Here is a 21,771-nt window from a genome sequence, read left to right on the forward strand (position 1 = left end):
CGAGTGGTGGCGTCGGACCGACGCTCGACAAAAACTAAACGGTTCAGTTCAGTAGGGCAAGACTGAACGGTATAGTTCACTTGGGTGGACACAACGATGACGAGGAGCGAGGTCAGTGGACGCAGGTCAGGCCGAGAAGCCGGTGCGGGAGAGGGCGGCGGCCAAACGGAAGGCGGTCCTCGCGGCGGCGCGCGAGCTGTTCGTCCGGCAGGGCGTCGACCGGGTGAGCATGGACGCCGTCGCGGCCGAGGCAAAGGTCTCCAAGGCCACCGTCTACGACTACTTCGGCGACAAGCGGCGTCTCTTCCTGGCCATCCTCGCGGACGCCTCCGACTCGCTGCTGGCCTCCGCCCATCACGCCTTCGACGAGCACCTCGCCGCCGAGGTGCCGATCACCACGGTCGCCCGACTCGAAGAGGCCCTGACCGCACTGCTCGTCGACTTCGGCACGACGATGGTCGGGTCCGCCGACTACGCCGCCGCCTTCGCCCTCGCCGCCCAGGAGCGCCTGCGTACCCCCACCGCCAGCGACGACGTGTCGACCGACATGGCCGAGGAGTTGATGGCGGAGTACGTCGCCGGCTTCGCCGAGGCCGGCCTGCTGGAGACCGACGACCCGCGTCTGGCCACCGAGCACCTCTTCGCGCTGACCGTCCTGTTGGCCTACAACCAGCAGCCCGACCCGGCCCGCGTCGATCCCGACCGGGTCAGAAAGACCATGATCGACGGCGTACGCGCCTTCATCCGCGCCTACGGCGCGCGTTGATCTCCGTCCGCCCTCCCCGGCTCGCGCGACGCGCGCCCTGCCCGGCTCACGCGGCGCGGCGCTCGTCGACCGGGCGGCGGCGTAGGGCGGGTTCGATCAGGGCCGGCGGCACGTATGCCTGGTCGAGTCGGGTGACGTCGGTGCCGGGCGGGACGATCTCGTCGATCCGGTCGAGGACGTCGTCGGAGAGCGCGACGTCGACGCCGTCGAGCAGGCCGTCGAGCTGGTCCAGGGTGCGGGCACCCAGCAGCGCGCTGGTCACGCCCGGGTGCGCGATGGCGAAGGCCATGGCGAGGTGGGTCAGCGGCACGCCGACCTCCTCGGCGAGCGGGACGAGCCGTTCGACGACGTCGATCCGGCGTACGTCGGTGAGGTGGCGGAAGAGGTGGGCCCGCCGCAGGTCGTTCTGCTCGCCCTTGCGTACCCGGCCGGTGAGCATCCCCTGGCCGAGCGGGCCCCAGACCAACGTGCCCATCCCGTAGCGCTGGGCGGTCGGCAGCACCTCGTTCTCGATGCCACGGTTGAGGATCGAGTACGGCGACTGCTCGGTGCGGAACCGTGCCAGTCCGCGTCGTTCGGCGATCGTCTGCGCCTCGACGATGTCACCGGCCGGGGTGTTGGACGATCCGATCGCCCGCACCTTTCCGGCGCGGATCAGGTCGGTGAGCGCGGAGAGCGTCTCCTCGATGTCGGTGTCCGGGTCCAGCCGGTGCACCTGGTACAGGTCGATGTGGTCGGTGCGCAGGCGGCGCAGGGAGTCCTCGATCGCGGTCATGATCCAGCGTCGGGACGTGCCCTGCTGGTTGGGGTCGGTGCCCGTCGGCCGACTGAACTTGGTGGCCAGGACGACGGTGTCCCGCCGCCCCACGAGCGCCCGGCCGACGACCTCCTCCGAGTCGCCGTACGCGTCGGAGGTGTCGATGAGGTTGACGCCGGCGTCGAGTGCCTTGTGGATCACCCGGACCGAGTCCTGCGGGTCGGGGTTGCCGACCTGGGTGGCGAACATCAGCGCGCCGAGCGCGTACGGACTGACCTTGATGCCGGTCCGGCCCAGGGAGCGGTAGTGCATGATCGTCTCCTCGCGGTATTGTCAGGTAAAGCGGAATGGTTTTCCGGAACTATACGGAACAGCTTTCCGGAACAGCAAGGGGGTTGATGTGTCGGAGGCTGGTCCACAGGCGGTCGGGCGGGTGCCGCGCCGGAAGCGCACCGACGCGCAGCGCAACGTCGACGCGCTGCTCGACGCGGCGAAGACGGTCTTCGGCACCGCCGGCGTGGACGCGCCCGCGAAGGAGATCACCGATCTGGCCGGCGTCGGGGTCGGCACGCTCTACCGGCACTTTCCCCAGCGCTCCGACCTGATCAAAGCGGTGATCGAGCGGGAGATCGACGCCTGCGCCGACGCGGGCCCGGCGCTGGCCGCCGCACACGAGCCGCTGGCCGCCCTCGCCGGGTGGCTCGACCGCCTCGCCGCGCTCGTCGCGACCAAACGAGGCTTCGCCGCGGCGTTGCACTCCGGCAATCCGGCGTACGACGGCCTCTCCGGCTATCTGATGGAGAAGCTGGGCCTGCCCCTCGAATCCCTGCTCGACAGCGCGACGGCGGCCGGCGAGATCCGGGCCGAGGTCAGCCCGCAGGACCTGATCTATGCGGTCGCGAAGCTGTGCGCGCCGATGCCGGACGAGGAGCCCGACTACGCGCGTCGCATGGTCGCGCTCCTGGTCAACGGCCTACGGTCCGGTGACGTGCAGCGCTGAGACCACGGGGAAAGGGCCTTCGTCAGAGCGGGGAGCAGACGTCGTTGCGCCATGCCCAGGCGGCGATCTCGACGCGGTTGCGAACGGCGAGCTTGCGCTGCACGTTGGCCAGGTGCGTCTTGACCGTCGACAGCGTCACGAAGAGCCGTCCGGCGATCTCGTCGTTGGTGTTCCCGTGCGCCACGAGCCGGACCACGGCGAGTTCGCGTTCGGTGAGCGGCTCGGTGGGGGGCGCCTCCGGCGTCTCGGGTTCGTCCCCTCGGCGCGGTGCCAGGTGCGACAGCAGACGTACGGTCACCGCCGGGGAGATCAGCGAGGTCCCGGCGGCGGCGGCGCGTACCGCCTCCACCAGCAGGTTGGGTGACGTGTCCTTGAGCAGGAACCCGCAGGCGCCGTTGCGGAGCGCCCGGTACACGTACTCGTCTAGGTCGAAGGTGGTCACGATGAGGACGTTCAGCGGGTTCCGGACACCCGGACCGGCCAGCAGCCGGGTCGCTTCGAGGCCGTCGAGCTTCGGCATTCGGATGTCGAGCAGGCACACGTCGGGGCGGAGCCGGCGGGCCTGGTCCACGGCGGCCTCGCCGTCCGCCGCCTCGGCCACCACCTCGATGTCCGGCTGGGTGGTGAGGATCATGCGGAACGCCGTACGGATCATGTCCTGGTCGTCGGCGAGCAGAAGTCGGATCGTCATCTGAGCTCCTTCACGGCTGTTCCGGATGCTGCCCGGCGCAGCTCCGATCGCCATCGACCCGTCGCAGGGCGGTCGGTGATCGGCAGGACGGCGGTGACCCGCCAACCTGACTCGACCGACCCGGCCGAGAGGTCACCGCCTGCGGCGCGTACCCGCTCGCCGAGGCCGGTCAGGCCGAAGCCGCCAGCCGGTAGCGGCGACACGGTCGGACGGCCGTCGTTCTCGACCATCACCTCGGCGTGATCGGGTCGATCGGGGTGGACCCGGACCCGGATGTCGATCCGGGTCGTTCCGCTGGTGTGGCGCAACACGTTCGTCAGGGCCTCCAGGACGGTATGGTGCGCCGCGTCGAGGCTGGCCGGGGGCCACGGCCGGTCGGACAGCGCCTCGTCGACCGAGACCGTCGGCGGGGGATGTCCAGGCGTCAGGGTGCCGACGACCTCGGTGAGCATCTCGTCCAGACCGGCATGCGCGGTCGCGGTGGCGGGTGTCTCGTCGCGCAGGATGCCGACGAGCTTGCGCATCGAGGTGAGGGCCTGCCCGCCGGCTTGTTCGACGCCGGCCAGCAACTCGTCCAGATCCTCGGCCGACGGCGCGGCACCGGAACTCGTGACGAATCGGATGGCACGCGTCTGCGCGACGATCGCGGTCACGTGATGGGCGACGTAGTCGTGCAGGTCGCGGGCGTGGTCCATGCGCTCCGCCTGCCGGGCCAGCCGGTCGAGGTCGGCCCGGCGGCGCTCCAGCAGGCGCAGATAGAGGCCGAGCAGCGCCAGGAACAGCACCCAGGCGGTCAGCGCGACGACGAGCACGTCGCCGTACTGCGACATCGTTCCCGCGTTGACCGGATGGAGCAGGACCCGGGTCGGCAGCACGGCGATCGCGAGGATCGCCAGGGCGGCCGGACCCGCCGCGCGCCGGAGCGGATGCTGCATGACCAGGCGGATCACCGCCACCGAGAGCACGGCGAGTTCCACGATGCCGAAGGTGTGCTCCGGGCGGAGCGTCGGCACGAGCCCGAAGGCGGCCGAGACCGCGAGAGAGACCGCCGCCGCCACGGCGAGGGCGATCGGGCGGGCCTCGGCGAGCAGCACCACGGCGACCGCGAGCAGCCCGCTGACGATCAGGCCGAGCGTGGCGGGCAGGGTGGGGCCGTCCAGCCCTTCGAGGACGACGAGGACCGCCGCCACGGCGGCGAGCAGACCCGCCGTCACCCGCTGTGACCTGCGAGGGCCCGGAAAGATAACGAACACGGAAGGCCACGGTACGACACCGGCGTGCAGGCGGCGTAGTTCTTTCGGCCGACTCCCCGCCGGATCGCTCGGCAACACGGCCGAGGTGTGCGCCCGCCCCGGCAACGCACGATCGACACCGCACCGAACAGACGAGCGGAGAAGATCGTGGCAACGACAGTGCAGGCCGAGGGCCTGCGAGTGAGAACCGGCCGGTACGTGGCCGTCGACGGCGTCGACCTGGACCTGGGTCCCGGCGTCCACGGGCTGCTCGGCCCGAACGGCGCCGGCAAGACCACCCTGATCCGGGCGCTGGCCACCGTGCTGCCCCCGTACGCGGGTCGGCTCCGGTTGCGGGGACAGTCGATGGATTCGCGGCCCGACCTGCGGGCGGTGCGGCGTGGCCTGGGCTACCTGCCCCAGGAGTTCGGCTACTACCCGCGCTTCACCGTGTCCGAGTTCGTCGAGTACATGGCGTGGACCAAGGACGTACCCGGCGGCCGACGTCGCCGTGCCGTACGCCACGCGATCGAGCGGGTCGGTCTGACCGACCGGGCCGACTCCCGGATGAAGGCGCTCTCCGGTGGCATGCTGCGACGCGCCGGCATCGCCCAGGCGATCGTGAACGAGCCGGACCTGCTGCTGCTCGACGAGCCGACCGTGGGCCTCGACCCGCAGCAGCGGCTCGACTTCCGGGCCCTGCTGCGTGACCTCGGCGAACGCTCCTGCGTCGTCGTCTCGACCCACCTCGTCGAGGATGTGGCCGCCGCCTGCACCAGCGTCGTACTCGCCGACGCCGGCCGGATCGTGTTCCACGGCACGCCGGACGACATCGCGGCGGCCGGCGGTCCCGGCGACGCCGGGGACAGCCCGATCGAACGCGGCTACTCGGCGCTGATCGGGCGGCACCGCGCCGGACTGGTGGTGGCGCCGTGAACCGCATCCTCCGGATCGAGCTACGCCGTTCCGACGCGCTTCTCGCGGGTGCCGTGACCGCCGCGCTCGGCGTGGCGGGACTCTATGTGCTCGCGTTCACCGGGCAGACCGCCCTCTGGGACCAGCAGTGGAACCTCCTCGCCGTCTTCCAGCGCATCATGCTGGTGATTCTCTGGCCGCTGGCGCTGGCGGCCGGCGCCTGGCAGGCCGGCCGGGACCGACGCCACCGGATCGAGGAACTGCTCGGCACCACACCGGCTCCCCGCTGGCGGCGCACCGGCCCGTTCGCCGTGGTCACGGCGGCCTGCCTCGCTGCCGGTTTCCTGCTCGTGCTGCTCGGCGGGGCACCGAAGGTCGCCGCCACCGCCGGGTACCCGGGCACCGGTTGGCCGGCGGTGACGCTGGTCGGCGTACTGGCCCTGGTCGCCGCCGGGTGGCTCGGCCTCGGCGTGGGCCGGTTGCTGCCGTTCGCGTACACCCCTGCGGTCCTGGGTGTGGGTGGTCTCGCCGGACTTCTCGCGGCGATCGAGCTGACCCGGCCCAGCGAGGCCACGGACCCCGGCGCGGCCCTCCTGCTGCCCTTCTTCACCAGCACGATCTCCGAGTTCGAGATGGTCGCCAGCGCGGTGAGCGCGGGCCAGGCCTGGTGGTTCGGTGGGTTGGCCGCCGGGGGACTGGTGCTGTTCCTCGTGAGGAACCCGCTGGTACGGCTGCTCGCCGTCGTCCCGCCGGCACTCGGCCTGGCGCTCGCCGCGCCGATGCTGACCGTCCCGCTGGAGGAGGCGTTCCCGGTCGACCCGGCCGCAGTCGCCGAGGTCTGCACCACCGACGACGGGCCACGGGTCTGCGTCACCGCCGCCCACAGCCGGGAGCTGCCCGCTCTCGTCGCACCGGCCCGGGAAGCACTGCGCATGATGGCCACGCTGCCGGACGCGCCGACCTCGGTCCACGAGGCGGCACCCGGCCGCGACCGCCCACAGCCAGCTTCCGAGGCGTGGGTGGACACCGACAACCTCGGTGCCACCGACGATCCCGCCGAGCTGACCGCCCGCATCCTGGCCGGTGCCGGTACGCCGCTCTGCGTCCGCGCCGACGACGACGCGTACCTCGACGTGCTGCGCGCCCGCTCCGTGGCGGCGGCCTGGCTGCACGGCACTCACCCGGTGCCCGGTCAGAGCCTCTTCGGGGACGAACAGGCCGTGCGGGAGCAGATGTGGCAGACCTTCACCGCGCTCCCCGCCGACGAGCAGCTACGCCGGGTCGCCGCCGTCCGCGCTGCCGGCCTGACCTGCGGTGACCAGGCAGCCGCCCTCGGCATCGGCGCCGACCGATGACGCCCGCGCTGCTGTTCCTGCGCTCCCGTGAGGTGCCGGGCGGGCTGCTGTTCGCGGTGCCGGCCATGGCCCTTCTCGCCTGGTTCGGCGCCATCCAGACCCACCCCAGCCACGCCGTGACCACCGCCGCCCTCGCCCTGGCGCTGGGTGTGGCCGTCCTCGGGTACGGCCTCGGCGGGCCGGACGGCACCCTGGACGCGACCGCCGCGATCCGCTGGGCCCCGCGCCGAGCGGCACACCTGGCCGCCATCTTCGTGGTCGCGTCCGCCGTGGTGACGGCCGTGACGACGGCGCCGGTCGGCATCGTCCTGCGGGACGCGGCGGGCTTCACCGGGCTGGCCGCACTGGCGGTGGTGGTGTTCGGTCGGCGACTGGCCTGGACGCTGCCGGTCGTCGTGGGTTGCGTGTCGGCCGCCATCCCGGCCGTCCCGGAGCCGTTCGCGCTGTACCTGCTCACCTGGGCGGGCCAGCCGTCGGACAGTGTCGCGGCCATGGTGACCGCAGGGGTCCTCGCGGTGATCGGTGTGAGCGCCTACGTGATCCGTGGTCCCCGCCTGATCAGCCCGGTCAGCTGACCCCGTTCCGCCCGTGGTCCGTCGCTCGGCGCCCGTGGTCCGGCGGGTCGCCGGTCGATGGGCTGTTCGCTGGGAGATCCGCGGCGCAGCGCATACTCGACCGGTGTCCTCCCAGCAGCACAAGAAGATGCGGCAGCGGTATGTGAGTATCGGCAGCGGGGAGCTCGTTTCCGTCGTGGTGTTCGCCGTGGTGGCATGGCGGGTCACACCACGATTCGCAGACCCGACGGATGTACGCGCTCTGTGGTCCGCGCTCGTTCCGCTCCTGCTGATCCTGATTCAGGGCGGGGCGTACTGGCTGCTCGCGCGTCGCTGGATCGGGACGGGCCACATGCCGCGCGGGCTCGCGGCGGTGTATCGCGTATTTCGCGTGGTCGATGTGGCCATCCTCGCCGGCGGTCTGGTCGGGGTGCTCGTATGGTTCCCGGACTCCCTCGCCATGAGCGCCCTGGTGGTCGGAATCTGGCTGTTCGGTGTGCTCGAGTATGTGAACTACTTCGTGGTGAGGCTGAGCTACCCGCTGCGCACCTGGTTGTCGCAGGTCGCCCGAGGACGATCACCACGGCTCGTCCAGGACCTGCGCCGCAGCCGGCAGCAGCCGCCCCCGGCGGACTATCACCATCGAGGCAGCACCGACTGAGGAGGCATCCCTGCGGTCGTGGTCCCCTCCGGCCCGTCTCGACCCCCCGGCACCAACCCGCCCGGCGACGTGCGGGCGTGGGTGATCCGCTGGTGGCGGTGCCAGCGCTGATCACCCCGGGAGCTTCCTGCGGTACGCTGACAGCCGCCGCCGAGCGGCGTTGATCGTCCGGCCCTCGTAGCTCAGGGGATAGAGCATCGGTTTCCTAAACCGTGTGTCGCAGGTTCGAATCCTGCCGGGGGCACCTCGAAGATCAGCCCAAACGCCTTCTGGCCTGCAGACACGCTTCACCGTCGATCCGTCGAAGTGTCCGCTGCGGGGCTAACAGCTCGCCAACCTCTCGATCAGCAGTTTCAGCAGCTTCTCGTGCTCGGGTGCCGGCACACCGTTGCGGTCGGGGTGGCCGGGAATGCCGAATATGAGCACCCGACCGCGTAGCTCGTCCATCCGGTCCACCCAGAACGCTTTGTCGAGCGGATCGAGTTCGCAGGCGTCCACCGCGTCGATTTCCGGCCAGCCTCCGGTCGGCCCGGGGGTCCCTGCTCTCGTCACCGACATTCTCAGCACGCGGTGCACGGCGGCGAAGACCATCGCGTTGCCCTGTCCGTAGTCGAAACCGGCATGCCGGCCCTGCGTCGGGTGCTCGCCGCGCTCGACGACACCCCATGCCAGCATCACTGCCAGCTCTCGGAACGCCTCTCGTTCGTACATCATGCGGAGAAGTTGGTCGTTCCACGGTCGGCGGGCCTGTCGATCGGGTCTCACCCGCAAGTAGTCGAAGGCGAACGCCGTCGGCACGGGGCCGGTCGGCACCAGCCACGGCTGCGTACCGTCGGGGTCCATCGCTGTTTCAGGGCGGTGTCGCGCGTCGGTCGGCCCCGCCACGCCGCCGGCGAGATCCACCAGTTCGAGAATCGCGCGGTAGGGGGCCGCCACGCGATTCTCCGGATCGTGGTGACTGAGGGCGCGCATCGCCTCGATGCTCTCCCGCTGCTTCAGCTCGGCGACGTGCTGCCGGAGGTACTGCTGGGCGGCCGGCCAGTCCGCCTGCTCGAGCCATCCGGTCAGGACCTCCGGCAAGATGCGCGGTGGGGCGGCCGGACCCGACGTCTCGGGTGTGCTGAAGATGCCCGGTGCGCCGCGAAGGGACCACAACTCGTCCGCGAACCGCTGTGCCGTACGTCGGCTCAGCTCGGAGACGTTTTCCCCGGTGAGCGGGGAGAGGGTCAACGACAGTCTCGCGTCCGCCGGTACACCTGCGGCGGTGAGTTCGTCGTTGAACCTCACCGGTCCGTAGCGGCGGGCGCCGGCGACCAGTTCTGCCGTGCCGGGGTCCAGGGTCGCGAAGGCCGAGACGTAGCTCTGGTATCGCGGCATCCATTCGATTACCGGCGGGGGAGCAGGGTCGTCTCCATGCGGCAGGTACACCCCGGCCCGGAACGGCACCAGCACCGGCTGCCGTTGCACCGCCACCGGTGCCTCGGCAGGTTCTGCCGGTTTGCCGGTCATCGGTTCAGCCTCGTCTGTGGCGGTGACATCGGTCAGCAGCCCGGCGAGGCCCGCGTCGGTGAGTCTGGTCCCTGCCCAGCTCAGCAATCTGTCTCGGGCGTTCGCTGCGCGCTCCTGCGTCGGGTCGCCGGTGTGGAAGCCCTGCCGCTCAGCCAGCCGGTCCAACCGGCCGACCAGGACCTCGACGTCGCTCTCCGTCGGATCGGCGCCGGCGAGGTCCAGCAGTACGTCGGCCACGTGGCTGAGAGTCAGCCTCTCCACGACGGCGACACCCTCGTTCGACACCAACACATCAGCCTCGACAAACGGGCTCTCGTTCTCGAAGGCGCGCTGGAACAGCTGCACGTCCCGATCACCGACCTGGTGGGCAACCGCCGGGTCCAGGGGTGGCACCGACGGCTTCGGGCCGAGGCGTCCGAGCCGGTGGACGATCTCCTCGGACGTGAGGTCGGTGCCGACAGTGGCCGCCGTGCCGAGCCGCTGGCCCAGGACCCACACTGTCCATGGTGTTTCCTCCTCCGGTACGCCGATGACGATCCGGGCGGACCCGGAGTAGGGCAGATCCTGCTCCGGGTGGTCGGCCGGGCGGATCCAGAGACGGTCGCCCATCGGCACGATGTGCCAGCCCGGCAGCAACTCGTGTCTGCCGTCACCGACGTGTGCCAGAGCAAGGTCGGCGATCAGCAGTCCGTGGCGCTGTGGTGCGGGATGGACGGTGTAGTACGCCGCGAACGGGTGGAGAGTCGGCGTGTGCACACGGGTGTGGGCCACGAAATGATCGGTCAGGTCGGCGGGATCAACCAGGTTCGCGGCCAGTGCCAGTGTCCGGTCACCACCCACCAGTCCGGCAAGCTCCACGGCCCGGGACGCGCTCACCCGAGCGGACATCACCAGCTCCACGGTCGAGGATTCCGGAAGACCGTCGCGTACCTGCGTCAACACGTGGGGAGCCGTGGCCGGATCGCCCACCTCCACGATGTCGAGGCGTCGGGTCGGATGCGTCATCCGTGTCGGCGGATCCGTCCGGGACCCCGCCGGGCGTACGAAGGTCCCCGCCGGGCCCAGGTCGACCATCTCGAACCCCGGGACCTCCGACACTCGGATGGTCGACGCCGTCCGCCAGTCCCGCAGCGAACCAGCCTCCGTGAACTTCTGCTCGAGAAGTAGCTGCGCCTCGGCCACCGAATCGATGGTGGAGGCCATCACATCGGCGTACGGTCGTTGTGTGGCGAGCACGCCCTGCGTCAGTCGGTGACGCAGCCGGGGTGACCTCTCCAGAGGCCCGATGGTCGAGAGTCGATGGGCTGTCATCAGGATTTCGCGTTGCGCGCTGTCGCGGGCGGTGGCAGCACGCGCCCGTACGTGGGCGTAGTCGGACGGCCAGGCTTCCAGTCGGGTGTCTTCCCCGACACGCGTGTCCCACAGGTGGCGCGCGACATCGTGGGCCGTCGTGTGTTTGCTCATGTCCGGTGGTGAGGACACTGCCCGGGCCTGCATCGTGATCACTTCTGCGACGAGCAGTTGTTTCATCAGCGCGATGAGTGCGCCGTCGACAGAGGTGACTGCGAGGTCCAATCTCCAGCGTCTTGGGTCGAATATTGCTATGTCGCCGAAATCGATAAAATCGACGAAAGTGGGCATCGGCGGCACGTCGACCCATTTGACGAGCAGATCCACCAGCTTGGCCCACGCCATCCGCCGCTCGTTCCAGCCCCGACCGCCGTCGAGAATCGAGTAGCGCTCGCGTACCCAGCTCCGGGCGAAGTCCCAGAGGTGCGTATCCAGTGTGTCAGCGTGCCGTGCCGGCACTGAGGAGGACGGGTCCGCGCTGATGAGCGGCCCGTACGCCTGGTACGTGTCGGGGCGGAACCGGTCCGTGTCGGTGCGGAACAGGTGCAGTGCCGGGCGGGGCCCGGGATGCGTCTGCTCGACCGGACGCTGGTCGCCGTGCACGATGATGTTGATGTCGAGTGCCCTGGCGACGACTGCGGGAAGGTGTCGCCCCAGGGCCGTCAGCTGGAGGTCGACCCGTTCGATCCCCGCCTGCAGGTGACGGGCACCGGATGTCGCACCCCCTGACGCCAGGTGCGTCAGTTGTACGCGGGCATGGTCGAAATCCATGACGGCCCGTAGGAGCCGGGCGTGGAAAGTGGGAGTCGGCTGCTCCACACGCCGGGCGAACTCCGCCCGCCACTGGCTGCGCCGGTGCTCGCGCGTCCGCGCGCTGCTCGCCGCCAGCACCGCCTCCCGGATCGTGTGGTCGTCCGCGTCGGGCAGTCGACGCCGCACCACGGCCGACGCTTCGGCCCGCCACCGACCGAGCTGCTCGGGCGTCGGCTCCGTCGGCCGGAAATCGGCCAGGAGCGCGGTCGACGTGCTGAACGGCAGCTCCTCGGCCAGCAGAGCGCCCCGACCCCCCGCCACGTCGGCGAACCGCGCCGGCTCGGTCGCCACCACCCCCGTGACGACGTCACGCAGATGACTCGGCGTGCGGATCTCGGGTGGTAGCGGAACGCCCTGCCACACGGCGGCATCGAGGACCGCCCCCAGCAATCCCCGGTGCGCCCACTGCCCGTTCCGGGCCTCCATCGACGTCGGTGCCGGGCGGAGTGGTCCTTGAGCCGCCGCGTCCAGCCGGTCCGCGACCTCACGACGCAGCAGATCGATCCGGCTCTCGCCGGCAGCGTCCAACCAGGGCCTTGTCTTCGACGTCAGCCAGGAGTCCACGGCCCTCAGCGCGATCACGTCCTCGACGGTGGCACCGCCGGCGGGAACGGTGTCCAGGACGCCCTGTGCCTCGTCCACCAGGGCCGGTATCGGGCCGTGCTGCGACACGTCTACGCCCAGGTCACCCAGCCTGACCTGCTCGTTCCGGAATCGCTCGCGCCAGGCGCCGACCGTCGCGCCGCTACGCTCCAACTCGTCCCAGAGCCCCGCCACGCTGGCCTGCCGCAGCTCCAACTCAGTGGCGGCATCGGTGACCGGTGGTGCCGTACGCAGGTAGAGGTCGGCCCGCCGTTGGATGCCCATCAGGTGGTCCAGCGGAAGGCGGAGTGCCTCGCTGTCGGTGACGGCGTCGCGAGCTGCCATCTCCGGGTCCAAGCCGGCGACTGCGGTGACGAACGCGGCGGGATGCTCCGATCTGGTGGAGACCGGCCATATGGGGTGGTCGGCCATGCCCCGCACCGCTCCGTGACCGTGGTCCGGCGGCGGATACCACGAGTTCAGGTGAAACAGCGCGGCGACCTGTGCGCGTCCGGCCGGGTCCAGATCCAGGGCTGCCAGCAATGACCTGAGCTGCGGTCCCCCCGACGGGTCGAGGAACCAACCGTGTACCTGCTGCGGCTCTGACCTGGTGGTGGCGAAGTTCGTGCCGACCACGTCCGCAGCGGAGTCGGGCAGGGCCGAGGCCGCCAAGGGGTCGCGCGTCGTGGCAGCCAGGAGCGCCCAGACCACGCGGACCCCGCCCTGTAGCCCGCCCAGCCCGGACGTCGGGATGCCGGGATAGGTGAAGCCGACCTCGACGGCGTGAGGTCGCGATTCGGCTGCGGTCACCTTCGGCGGATTCGCATGGTTGAGCCAGGGCAGTTCCGGTGAACCGAACAGCCGGGTCAGCGCGTCCTCGTGGGCGCGGACGAGGCGGCCCAGCGCCGCCGCAACATCGACCGGCTCCCCTATCCCCGCTGCCGACAACGGGGCGTGATCGACTTCGATCACCATCTTGGAGACGGACACGCCGTACCGCCGCATGGCCTCGACCACGGATCCGAGCGCTCGCCACACCGGTGGGCTGTCCACGAGATCCGTGGCGCGGATGACGAACCTGCCGGCTTCGTCCAGGTCGAACTCGGTCCGCAGCCGTGACCTACCGCCATACACCGACGGCGCAGACTCTGCGGCGGCCAGCGCATCGACGAGTATCTCCCGACGATCCTCGGGGGCCACCCACGTCCACGGCTCGTGTGGCAGGTCGTCACTCCACGCGCCGTCGATGGTGAGAGCGAACGTCCGCCCGGACGCGGGATCGCCCAGGCCCCCCAACGCCTGAGTCAGGATGTACGGCACGGGTGGTGTGCCGGCGTTGATCCGGTGCCGGAGCCAGTCCACGGTCTCCGACGGTTCCGGCCACCTCTCGGACCAGTCCGAGGCGTACGCCTCGACACTCGCCGGTAGGGTCTCGGTCAGGAGGCGACCCTGCGGTACCTCGTGCGTCCGTGGCAGGGCTTCCGGGATCGTCGGAGCGGCCCGGACCGGGCCCAGTCCCCGTGCCATCGGGAACTTCGAGGCCACTCGCCGCGCCGGGAAGATGGTCAACAACGCTGCGGCCTGCGCGCGGGTCGACCCGTCCACGAGTAACTTCACCAGCCGCCACCCGTCGAGGCCCAGATCGAAGGCGTCGTCCGCGTGATCGCCGGGCGGCCGGAACGGCCAGTCCCACCACTGCGGCTCGGGGAACGGTTGACGGGCCAACTCCACCAACTCCGCGAATATCCGCAACCCGGCCTGTCGTACGCCGGGCCATAGGAGTTCCTTCCTGGAGCTCATGCGGAGCCTGACGACATCGGCGGAACTCCAAGCCACGTCGAAAGACAGGCCACTGTCCTTGCGGTGGGCGCGGAGAAACCCGGCGAAGCTCGCGAAGCCGTACGGTGGCGGCGGGCTGCTTCTGCTCGCCAGGCCGATCTGGCTCATCGCGTTGAGATGCGAGTAGTAGAGGTGGGCCAGCCGCAGGTATGCGGCGGCGTCGGCGCCGTACCCTGTCCTGACCTCGACCGTCGCCTTGCTGAGGGTGAATCTCAGATCCCTCAGTGTGTCGAGCACCTGCGCAAGGTCGGTCCATCCAGCCTGCTCGTGGCCGAACGTGACCGTCAACGAGTACTGGCCGCCCGTGGGTGGCTCGACGCGCACACCGGCTACCTGTGACAGGCGAGCGAACGCTCTCTCGGCCTCCGGTGACTGTTGGTCAAGGAACGACAGGAGGTTGATCGACATGCCGTCCGGCACGGGTGCGTCCGGGAGCAACGGGCTCAGCCATTCGTGCGGCGCGGAGCCGGGTCCCGCCGCCGCGCCCATCGCCCGGATCAGACCGGCGACAGACTGCGGAACGTCCTGCCGGGCGGCACGGGCGATGATCCGGCGAAACAGCTCAGCGCGCCGATCCGACGCGGCGTACCGCAGGGCTGCGGCGCTGACCTCGGCGACGTCGCCTCGGGTGAGGGTCGCCGACCCGTCGTGGTTCCACACCGGCCACAAGTCCGACGTGTCGAGTCCGTACTTCTCCTCATCGGACCGCCGCCAAGTCTGAAACGCCCCGATCACCCGGCGCGGCCCGGCCGGACCGGCATCAGGTACCTTCGGCGGCCGACTCAGGTTGGCGTAGACCGCCAGCGACTGTGTCGGGAGATCCGACCTTGCGGCGACTTCCAACAGTCCGCGGAGACCAAGCCAGCCACCGTCGTGGTTGAGCTGCTGGGCCAGCCTGGGTGGTACGTCGCCCTGCTCGAACACGATGTCGTACAGGTGGTCGGTGGGCGTGCCGGTCAACTGCCGCGTCGGCCAGTCCGGACGGCTTCGGATCGAGTCGGCGACCGGGCCCACCATGGCGAACCTCGGCGCGCCGGCCTCGTCAGCGTCGTTGAGGCGCGCGAGGTCGTCCGCCGGGTCGAGTACTGCGGGGTCGACACCGAGAACGGAGGCGAGCGCGAACAGTCTGTCGGGCGGGACACCCAGCCGCGACGCATGCTCCTCGATGTCGGGCACCTGCCCGATCCGGAGGCTCAACCCGGTGACCCAGAAGGTGCTGATGCGCAGTCGTGTCGCCAACTCGTGGCGCCGGTGGAGGTCGAGGCCGAGCTGTTCGGCCACCTCCGACAGGGTCGTCAGGTACCGCTCGCGCTGGTGGTCGTTCAGGTCCGCCCACATCTGGTCGGCGAAGACCCTGTTCGGGCCGGCGGCCGACTCGCTGCTCGTGTCGGTGTCCGACCCGCTGGTCATCTCGACATCGGAGTCGGTGTCCATCGCGGAACCTGGGCCGTCGGTGTAGGTGGCGTCCGGCAGACCCAGCACACTGGTCAGCCACCAGCCGAGATCGATCTCGTCACCCGACCAGTCGGCCAGAGTCAGGCCCCAGTCGGTGAGGAACGCCAGCGGCACCTGCGCGAGCCAGAACGTGTCCGTCACATCGAAGCCGGCGTTTCTGGGCCACAACTGTCGCAGCACGTCGTCGGCGATCGCCGGGATCTCCTTCGGCGGGCCCTGTCGACGCGGCAACGTGGCCACGACCGGCCCGAGTTGGACCAGCGGCACATCCCACCGTGCGGCCATGCCGAACAGCTGTGTCACGGTGTCGGGATGTGCGTCCGGTGGCAGCGGCGGGATGTCGGAGGCGCGCAGTCCACCCCACCGGCGGGCGTGGGCCAGGGCCGTCGGCACCGGCACCGCCAGATCACGGGCGGCGTCGAGTACGGCGACATGGTCCAGCCACGGACGGTCGATCAGGTCGCGCTCGACCTCGTGACGCGACATGCCCATCTTCTGAGCGAGCCACTCGGCCAGCCACAGGTCGGCGTCGCGTGCTGCCGGCAACTGCGGGCGGGCCGGCGGAGGCTCGTCCTCGTCGAACCGGCGTGCCGAGTCGTCCATCGCCTGCTCCAACAGCCCGATCCAGTCCAGGCCCGCGAGCCGCCGGTGATACTCCGCGACGCTGGCGTGGCCCACCCGGAACGTGCTGAACAAAAGGTCGTGTAGCTCGTTCGGGGTCAGCCCGTCGGCCCCGGACCCGTTGGGTAGGCGCGCCCCTACCCAGAAGGTCCACGACGGAAATGGCACCGGCTCACCGTCCGGCCCCTGCGTGAGCAGGCGAACCAGGTGTTCGACGGTCAGTCGGTCGTCCGACCGCTCGGGCGTGTGTACCGCCAGCCGGTTCAGGACTGACCGCATCGGCAGGAGATCCAGGATGTTCGCGTTCAACCGCCAGGACAGCTCCAGCGCGACCTCCGGCTCGATCCCGGCCCGATAGGCGAACCAGTCCAGGCGGTCCGGCACGTGGCCGGTGTCCGCGATCACGTCGAGCAGTCGCGCGATCTGCTCCTTCGGCAGGTGCAGTTTGTCGACCAACCGGGCAACGCGCGGCAGGTCGACCAAGGGGAGCTCGGCCACCGCCCGGACCTGCTCCTCGGGCACCTCCCACCGGTCGGCCCAGCCGGCGGCCTCCCGCACGCTCAACCTCGTCGATGTCGACGCCGGCATCAGATCAGGTTCCAGATCGGCCGACTGCCGAATCAACCGGGCGGGAGCCACTTCCGTCAGGAACCGCGTGATCTGGGACGTCGGAACGTTGCCGACCAGCTGGTATACGAGCGAGGGCAAGTGGCCGGACGGCAGGAGGTTGCTCAACTCGGTGACCGGGAATCCGAGCTTGCCGCTCAACTCCGCATACCGCGTGACGTGCTGCAGCGACTTGAACCCGAGTTCTTCAGCGATGAGTCGGACCTGATCCACCAGCCGCTCGACCAGCGTCCCGACCTCGGCGGGCCGGACGCGGTCCGCCCTCATGTCGACAATCCCCGCCGCGGTCCGGATCATTTCTCGGATGGACAACAGGCCGGCAAGATCGATCCTGCCTGCCGTCTCCAGTCGTGCGGACGGCGGATCCCCCGCCGCGTCGACGGGAGGGGCATCCGGAGGCGCCGGGTGCTCGCTCTCGGTGCCGGATGGGGCGACCGGCCCGAGGCTCAGCTGCCCGGCGAGCGCTTCGAGCGCCAGCAATCGCAGCTTGCGCCGCACCTTTCGGACCGACTCGTCCGGCCCGACCGAGACGAGGAACATTCCCATTTCCTTCGCCACACCGGCGATGTCGTCGCCCCGGCGGACCTGATCGGCGGCCCAGGCCACGGACCGTCCGGCCAACCTGTCCGGAAGGGTGTGCACCAGTTCCAGCGGCACCCCCCGCTCGCTCAGCCAGCGGAACGACGGAAGATCATCCGGACCCAGTCCGAGCCGGGCGCTCAGCTCGGCCAGATACACCACCTCGACATCGGTCGACACCCCGAACGGCCCCAACCGCTCGCGTAGCCCGGTCAGCAGCTCGTCAGCCGTGGCCACCCTGGTGTTGGTGGCACGCGTCCGCACCACGGTGACCAGTTCCCTACCGACGATCCGCAGGGCGCCCGGCGGTAGACCGAGATCCTGGGCGACCGCGTACCACGCCCGCCGGAGCGGCTCCACGAGATCCGCCGAGGCGCGCTCCTGCGCGTCGGTCGGGAGCGGCCCGTGCACCGCCGAGATCGCCTCGACCGTCAGATCGGTGACCTCGTCCGGGTCCGGCACGCTCTCGATCAGACGTACCCACTGCCGCGTCCTGGCCTCGTCCGGGCCCGTCACACCCAGGTCGCTGACGAGCCGGGTCCACGCGTCGCCGTGGAAGAGGTCGTCGGTCTGCGGCTGCTGATCCACAGCCGGGGTGACCGCCGGCACCGTCGGGGACGCCTCCGACACCGGCTCGTCCGGCTCCCACACCCGCTGGTACGCCGGTGGTGGCGTCTCCTGCCTGAACCGGTCTGCGGTGGGCGTGTCCAGCGCCAGTTCCAGTGCGCCGTCGAGCCGGAAGACGAGCTGCGGCAGGCCACGCACTTCTGCCGGCTCCACCTGCACCAGCAGCCCGCCCCGGACCCGTTGGTAGACCACGTCGTCGCTGCTGAGCGTGCCCAGGGGCAGCGCGTCGACCAACGCCATCCGGAACCTCAGCGGACCCGCCGTTGCGCCCTGGGGGCGCAGGGCAGCGCCGAGCATTCCGGACAGCCCTGGTCCGGAAATCACCTGGTGCAGCGTGTCGGCCCGCATCAACTGCCGTCCAGCCGATCGCCAGCGACCCACCTCGACCTCCGCGACGACTGCGTCGTGCAGTGTCCGTACCGACACCGGATCGATGGCGGCCACTCGCGCCAGGCCCCGCCGCAGCGTCTCCGGTGGAAGATCCAGCACTACGGGATTGAGCCGGTCCACCGTCGCGGCCAACTTCTCATCCACACCGACCAGTTCGGCCCCGCGCCGCGCCACCCGCGACCCTAGCCCGGACAACACCTCGTCCGACACCAACGCCCGCAACTGCACCAGCGCCGCGCGGACCACCGGCAGGTCAGCCGTCGGCGGATGCCCGGAGTGCTCCCACCGCACCGTCACCAGCAGCGGGGCGGCATACCACTGCGCGGACTCCGCCGCGCCCACATGCTGGTACGCGCCGACCGGCTCCGCGCGCACCACCAGCCGGATCCCCCTGTCCTCCGGCCTGCTAACGCGCGCCGGGCGCAGCACCACACCGCTGTCGAACAGACCGGACTTCCGCCAGGCCGTCAGTTGCTCGGCACTCAACAGGTCACGCAGCACGACGCGCTGGCTGGTGACTGCGGTGTCATACGTGACCGCCCGCCAGTCAGCGTCCTGCAGATGCTTCGCGTGATCCTTCACCAGATTCGCCGCCAGCCCCTCAACCCGCTCCGTCGGCGCCTCGTCGGGTTCGGACAGCACGTCGACGGCCATGGAGTCCGACGCGGTCTCGTCGGCTTCGGGCGACGTGTCGATGTCCATCGGGTCCGACGGCGCTTCGTCGGCGGCGTCCTCGGCATCGGGTTCGGGTTCGGGTTCGGAGGAGATCACCAGCTTTTCGACGACCAGGGGGAACTCGTCCGGTGTCAGCACGGCCGGCGGCCACGAACCGACCGCGACCGGCTCTTCGGCGGGGTCGGGCGGACTGGCGTCGAGTTCCAGATGTTCGTCGGGATGCGCAGCGGTGCTGCCTGGCGGCGTCTGCGGGTCGAACTCGGTGAGGATCCGGTAGTACATGCCCGCGTCGCGCCACAGTCGCCGGAGCAACCCACGCCGGGCCGCCACCGGGCTTGCCGTCGAATGTGGCAGGCGCAACCGCTCGGCGTACCGGTCGAGATGGGCCACCAGCGCTGCCGGGTCCTGCTCGGCCGGGTCGGCACCGGCCTCGTCCAGCAGCGCGTCCAGCAGGTAGTGACCGACCCGCGCCGGGACGCTCCCGGACGCGAACAGGGCCTCCTGCCACCGTGGACCGAAGGCCAGGTCGAGTAGCCGCCGGTCGTGAGCGGTCTCCGCGTGCAGCGACGCGGTCGACGGCCACGGTCGCGGCGACACCGGAGGCGCGGGCCGGTGCACCCGGACGAAGTCCGCGTCGGCGACGGCCCCGGTGTGGCTGGCCAGCACCCGGGCCACCCACATGCCGTACTGCCACACCGTCCACGGGACGGGGCGGTCAGGGGTGCCGATCACCACGCGCGGGTCGCCGTCGCCGACCTGTGGTGACACGTCTGCCGGACCGATCCACACCCGGTCGCCGACCGTGACGACATGCCAGCCCGGCAACATCTCGTACCTGCCGTCGTCGCGCGCGCTCAGCGTGAACATGCCACCGACAGGAACATCCGGCCGCGAGGCGGGATGCACGGTGTAGTAGGTGGCGAACGGCGTCATCGTCCGTTGGTGTGCCCCGCTGTGCGCGACGAGACGGGCGGCACCGGCACCGCTGGGATCCACCAGGTTCCGGCCGACCGCCAGGACGTGCCCGTCGCCCAGCACCTCGGCCAACGCCACCACGTGGGCCGCCGACAGACGCGCGGCGGGCACCAACTCCACGAGCGCGTCGGAGGGAAGGGCGGCCCCGATGTCCGTGAGTCGTCGACGCGCGTCCGACACGTCCCCGACCTCGACGACCACCAGCGGCCGGTCCGGATGAGGCAGCCGCTGCGGCGGTGACGCCGTCGGTGTCGTCGGCAGGAAGACGCCCGCCGGGCCCAGGCTCAGAGCCCCCAGATCCGCGAGTACGGCCACCAACCCGTCGATCTCGACGTGCCAGTCCCGCACCGAACCGTCGGCGGCGAGGGACAACTCCAGGCGAAGAGCCTGGGCCTCGGTCGGGTCGGCCTGGTACACGGCGCGTACGTCGGCCCTGGCCAGCAGAGCCCGATCGTGGCCGGCCGCCAGCCGCCGCAGCACCCGTGGGCCGAACCGGCCGAGTCTGCGGGCCGAGTCGAGCCGCATGTGCGTCCGATCCACCAGATCCACCACGGCGGGATGGGCAGCTCCCACCCACCGCCGAGCACGTACCGCCTCGCGCACCCCGGGATCCGCCGAACGGAACAGGCGGAAGTCCTCCACGTCGGTGATGCCGAGCAGCGTCCGGTGCGCCTGCTGCACCGGGCCGAACACCACCACGGCGGTCGCGGGATCCCGCAGCGCCGCCGACACCCAGCCCTCGCCCACCGGCACGATGACCGGCCCCGGACCACCACCCGGGGCGGGTGATGCCCCGAACCACCACACCACATCGTCGTGCGTGACCAGCCAGCCCAGCTCACCCGCGCCCAGACCGGGCCGCAAGCGCACCAGCGCCGACGAGTCGGGGGCCCGCAGGAGGCCGTCGAGCAGCGCGTCGACGTCCGCCGTCGGCGTCGGTTCGCCACCCGCCACCGACAGCACGTCGGCCATCGAGACCGGCATCACCTTCCGCATCAGCTCGGCCGCGTCCGGCCCCGGCGGGAGGCCGTGACGCACCAGGCGGAACGCCATCGCGACGGCCGCCGTCGGCACCGGGACCCGCAACCGCTGGTGCGACTCCGCCAACCACCCGGCCAACGCCTCGATGCGGGTCCAGGACGGCGAGGTGCGGTCGGACGCGATCTCGACCGCCGTGCGGACCGCCTCTCGGGCGGCGACGTGCGACCACGGCAGGCTCCGCACCGCCACGGCGTCGTCCCACGAGGTCTCCCGACCCTGCGGGTCCACCGGCACCAGCCGCGCCGAGCGCGCCGACCCGACCGGTACCTGCACCTGCACCCGGTACAGATCCGCGAGCTTCTCCACCGCTTCCGCGTCGTCCACCAGGCGGCGCCCGTCGACCCCCCAGCGCTCGACCTCCCACGGCACCAGCACCAACTGGTCGGAGAACGGTTGCCCGTGGACGAAGTCCGCGCCGACCGCCGAACGGGGCTTCTCCTCCGCCAGGAAGACCAGGGCCGCGTCGACCGGCCGCACCGCGGCGAGCGAGGCCGCCAACGCCGCCGAATGCCCGGTCTGGGTCAGCTCACCGGTGAGGACCAGCCGGCCCGCCACCACGAGAATCTCCCGGCAACCATGCGCGACCGGCACACCATCACCCCCCGGTCGCTTCTCCGGTACCGACAGCTTCGGATGGGTTTCCGCCGTTCGGTGCTCTGAGTCGGCCTCCCCGCCCAAGCCATCCCCGCCGCACGGTGGCACGACTCGCCGGATCCCCGGTAGTCCCTTTATGTCCGCACCGGGCGTCCTCACCGTC

Annotated in this window: 10 protein-coding genes and 1 tRNA gene; 7 read left to right on the forward strand and 4 right to left on the reverse strand. The window is 70.8% G+C overall.

The genetic code is table 11. From position 1 onward, the window contains the following. Positions 1–115 precede the first annotated feature (115 nt). Complete coding sequence (locus tag ABZ738_RS06280; protein ID WP_131051348.1) at positions 116–766, forward strand: TetR/AcrR family transcriptional regulator; 651 nt, start codon at positions 116–118, stop codon at positions 764–766. Positions 767–812: 46 nt separating this feature from the next. Here the strand turns inward: ABZ738_RS06280 and ABZ738_RS06285 are convergent, their stop codons facing one another. Beyond that, the gene (locus ABZ738_RS06285; protein WP_131051349.1) at positions 813–1,835 is read right to left on the reverse strand and encodes an aldo/keto reductase; all 1,023 of its coding nucleotides are present in this window, start codon (positions 1,833–1,835) and stop codon (positions 813–815) included. A gap of 121 nt (positions 1,836–1,956) precedes the next feature. Between ABZ738_RS06285 and ABZ738_RS06290 the strand changes: the two genes are divergently transcribed. Continuing rightward, the gene (locus ABZ738_RS06290) at positions 1,957–2,523 is read left to right on the forward strand and encodes a TetR/AcrR family transcriptional regulator (protein ID WP_236145564.1); all 567 of its coding nucleotides are present in this window, start codon (positions 1,957–1,959) and stop codon (positions 2,521–2,523) included. A 22-nt stretch (positions 2,524–2,545) separates the two neighbouring features. On the opposite strand, the gene ABZ738_RS06295 is transcribed toward ABZ738_RS06290, so the two are convergent. Both ABZ738_RS06295 and ABZ738_RS06300 read right to left on the reverse strand, forming a co-directional pair. Then, entirely contained in the window at positions 2,546–3,214 is a 669-nt protein-coding gene (locus ABZ738_RS06295) for a response regulator transcription factor (protein ID WP_131051351.1), read from the reverse strand. Further along, complete coding sequence (locus ABZ738_RS06300) at positions 3,211–4,428, reverse strand: histidine kinase (protein ID WP_131051352.1); 1,218 nt, start codon at positions 4,426–4,428, stop codon at positions 3,211–3,213. The genes ABZ738_RS06295 and ABZ738_RS06300 overlap by 4 nt, the downstream gene beginning before the upstream one ends. A gap of 186 nt (positions 4,429–4,614) precedes the next feature. Between ABZ738_RS06300 and ABZ738_RS06305 the strand changes: the two genes are divergently transcribed. The 5 genes from ABZ738_RS06305 (at position 4,615) to ABZ738_RS06325 (ending at position 8,175) form a co-directional block, all read left to right on the forward strand. Then, positions 4,615–5,382 (forward strand): ABC transporter ATP-binding protein, encoded by a 768-nt coding sequence (locus ABZ738_RS06305; protein ID WP_131051353.1) that lies wholly within the window; start codon positions 4,615–4,617, stop codon positions 5,380–5,382. Then, positions 5,379–6,716, forward strand: coding sequence for a hypothetical protein (locus ABZ738_RS06310; RefSeq protein ID WP_176092444.1), 1,338 nt, complete (start codon positions 5,379–5,381; stop codon positions 6,714–6,716). The genes ABZ738_RS06305 and ABZ738_RS06310 overlap by 4 nt, the downstream gene beginning before the upstream one ends. After that, positions 6,713–7,291 carry a hypothetical protein gene (locus ABZ738_RS06315; RefSeq protein ID WP_176092445.1) on the forward strand — a complete coding sequence of 193 codons (579 nt, stop codon included), beginning with the start codon at positions 6,713–6,715 and terminating at the stop codon, positions 7,289–7,291. Before ABZ738_RS06310 ends, ABZ738_RS06315 begins: the two co-directional genes overlap by 4 nt. Positions 7,292–7,394: 103 nt before the next feature. Continuing rightward, entirely contained in the window at positions 7,395–7,931 is a 537-nt protein-coding gene (locus ABZ738_RS06320; RefSeq protein ID WP_217705943.1) for a hypothetical protein, read from the forward strand. Positions 7,932–8,102: 171 nt separating this feature from the next. Continuing rightward, positions 8,103–8,175: transfer RNA gene (locus ABZ738_RS06325), tRNA-Arg, on the forward strand. A gap of 77 nt (positions 8,176–8,252) precedes the next feature. Here ABZ738_RS06325 and ABZ738_RS06330 read toward each other — a convergent pair. Next, entirely contained in the window at positions 8,253–21,605 is a 13,353-nt protein-coding gene (locus tag ABZ738_RS06330) for a hypothetical protein (protein ID WP_357211489.1), read from the reverse strand. Positions 21,606–21,771 lie beyond the last annotated feature (166 nt).

The sequence above is a fragment of the Micromonospora sp. NPDC047793 genome, from assembly GCF_040642635.1.
In the GTDB taxonomy this organism is placed as follows: Bacteria; Actinomycetota; Actinomycetes; order Mycobacteriales; family Micromonosporaceae; genus Micromonospora.

Excerpts from the sequence above, each read along its gene's own strand:
- ABZ738_RS06295 (WP_131051351.1), bottom strand. The coding sequence starts at position 3,214 with ATGACGATCCGACTTCTGCTCGCCGACGACCAGGACATGATCCGTACG.
- ABZ738_RS06285 (WP_131051349.1), bottom strand. The coding sequence starts at position 1,835 with ATGCACTACCGCTCCCTGGGCCGGACCGGCATCAAGGTCAGTCCGTAC.
- ABZ738_RS06315 (WP_176092445.1), top strand. The coding sequence starts at position 6,713 with ATGACGCCCGCGCTGCTGTTCCTGCGCTCCCGTGAGGTGCCGGGCGGG.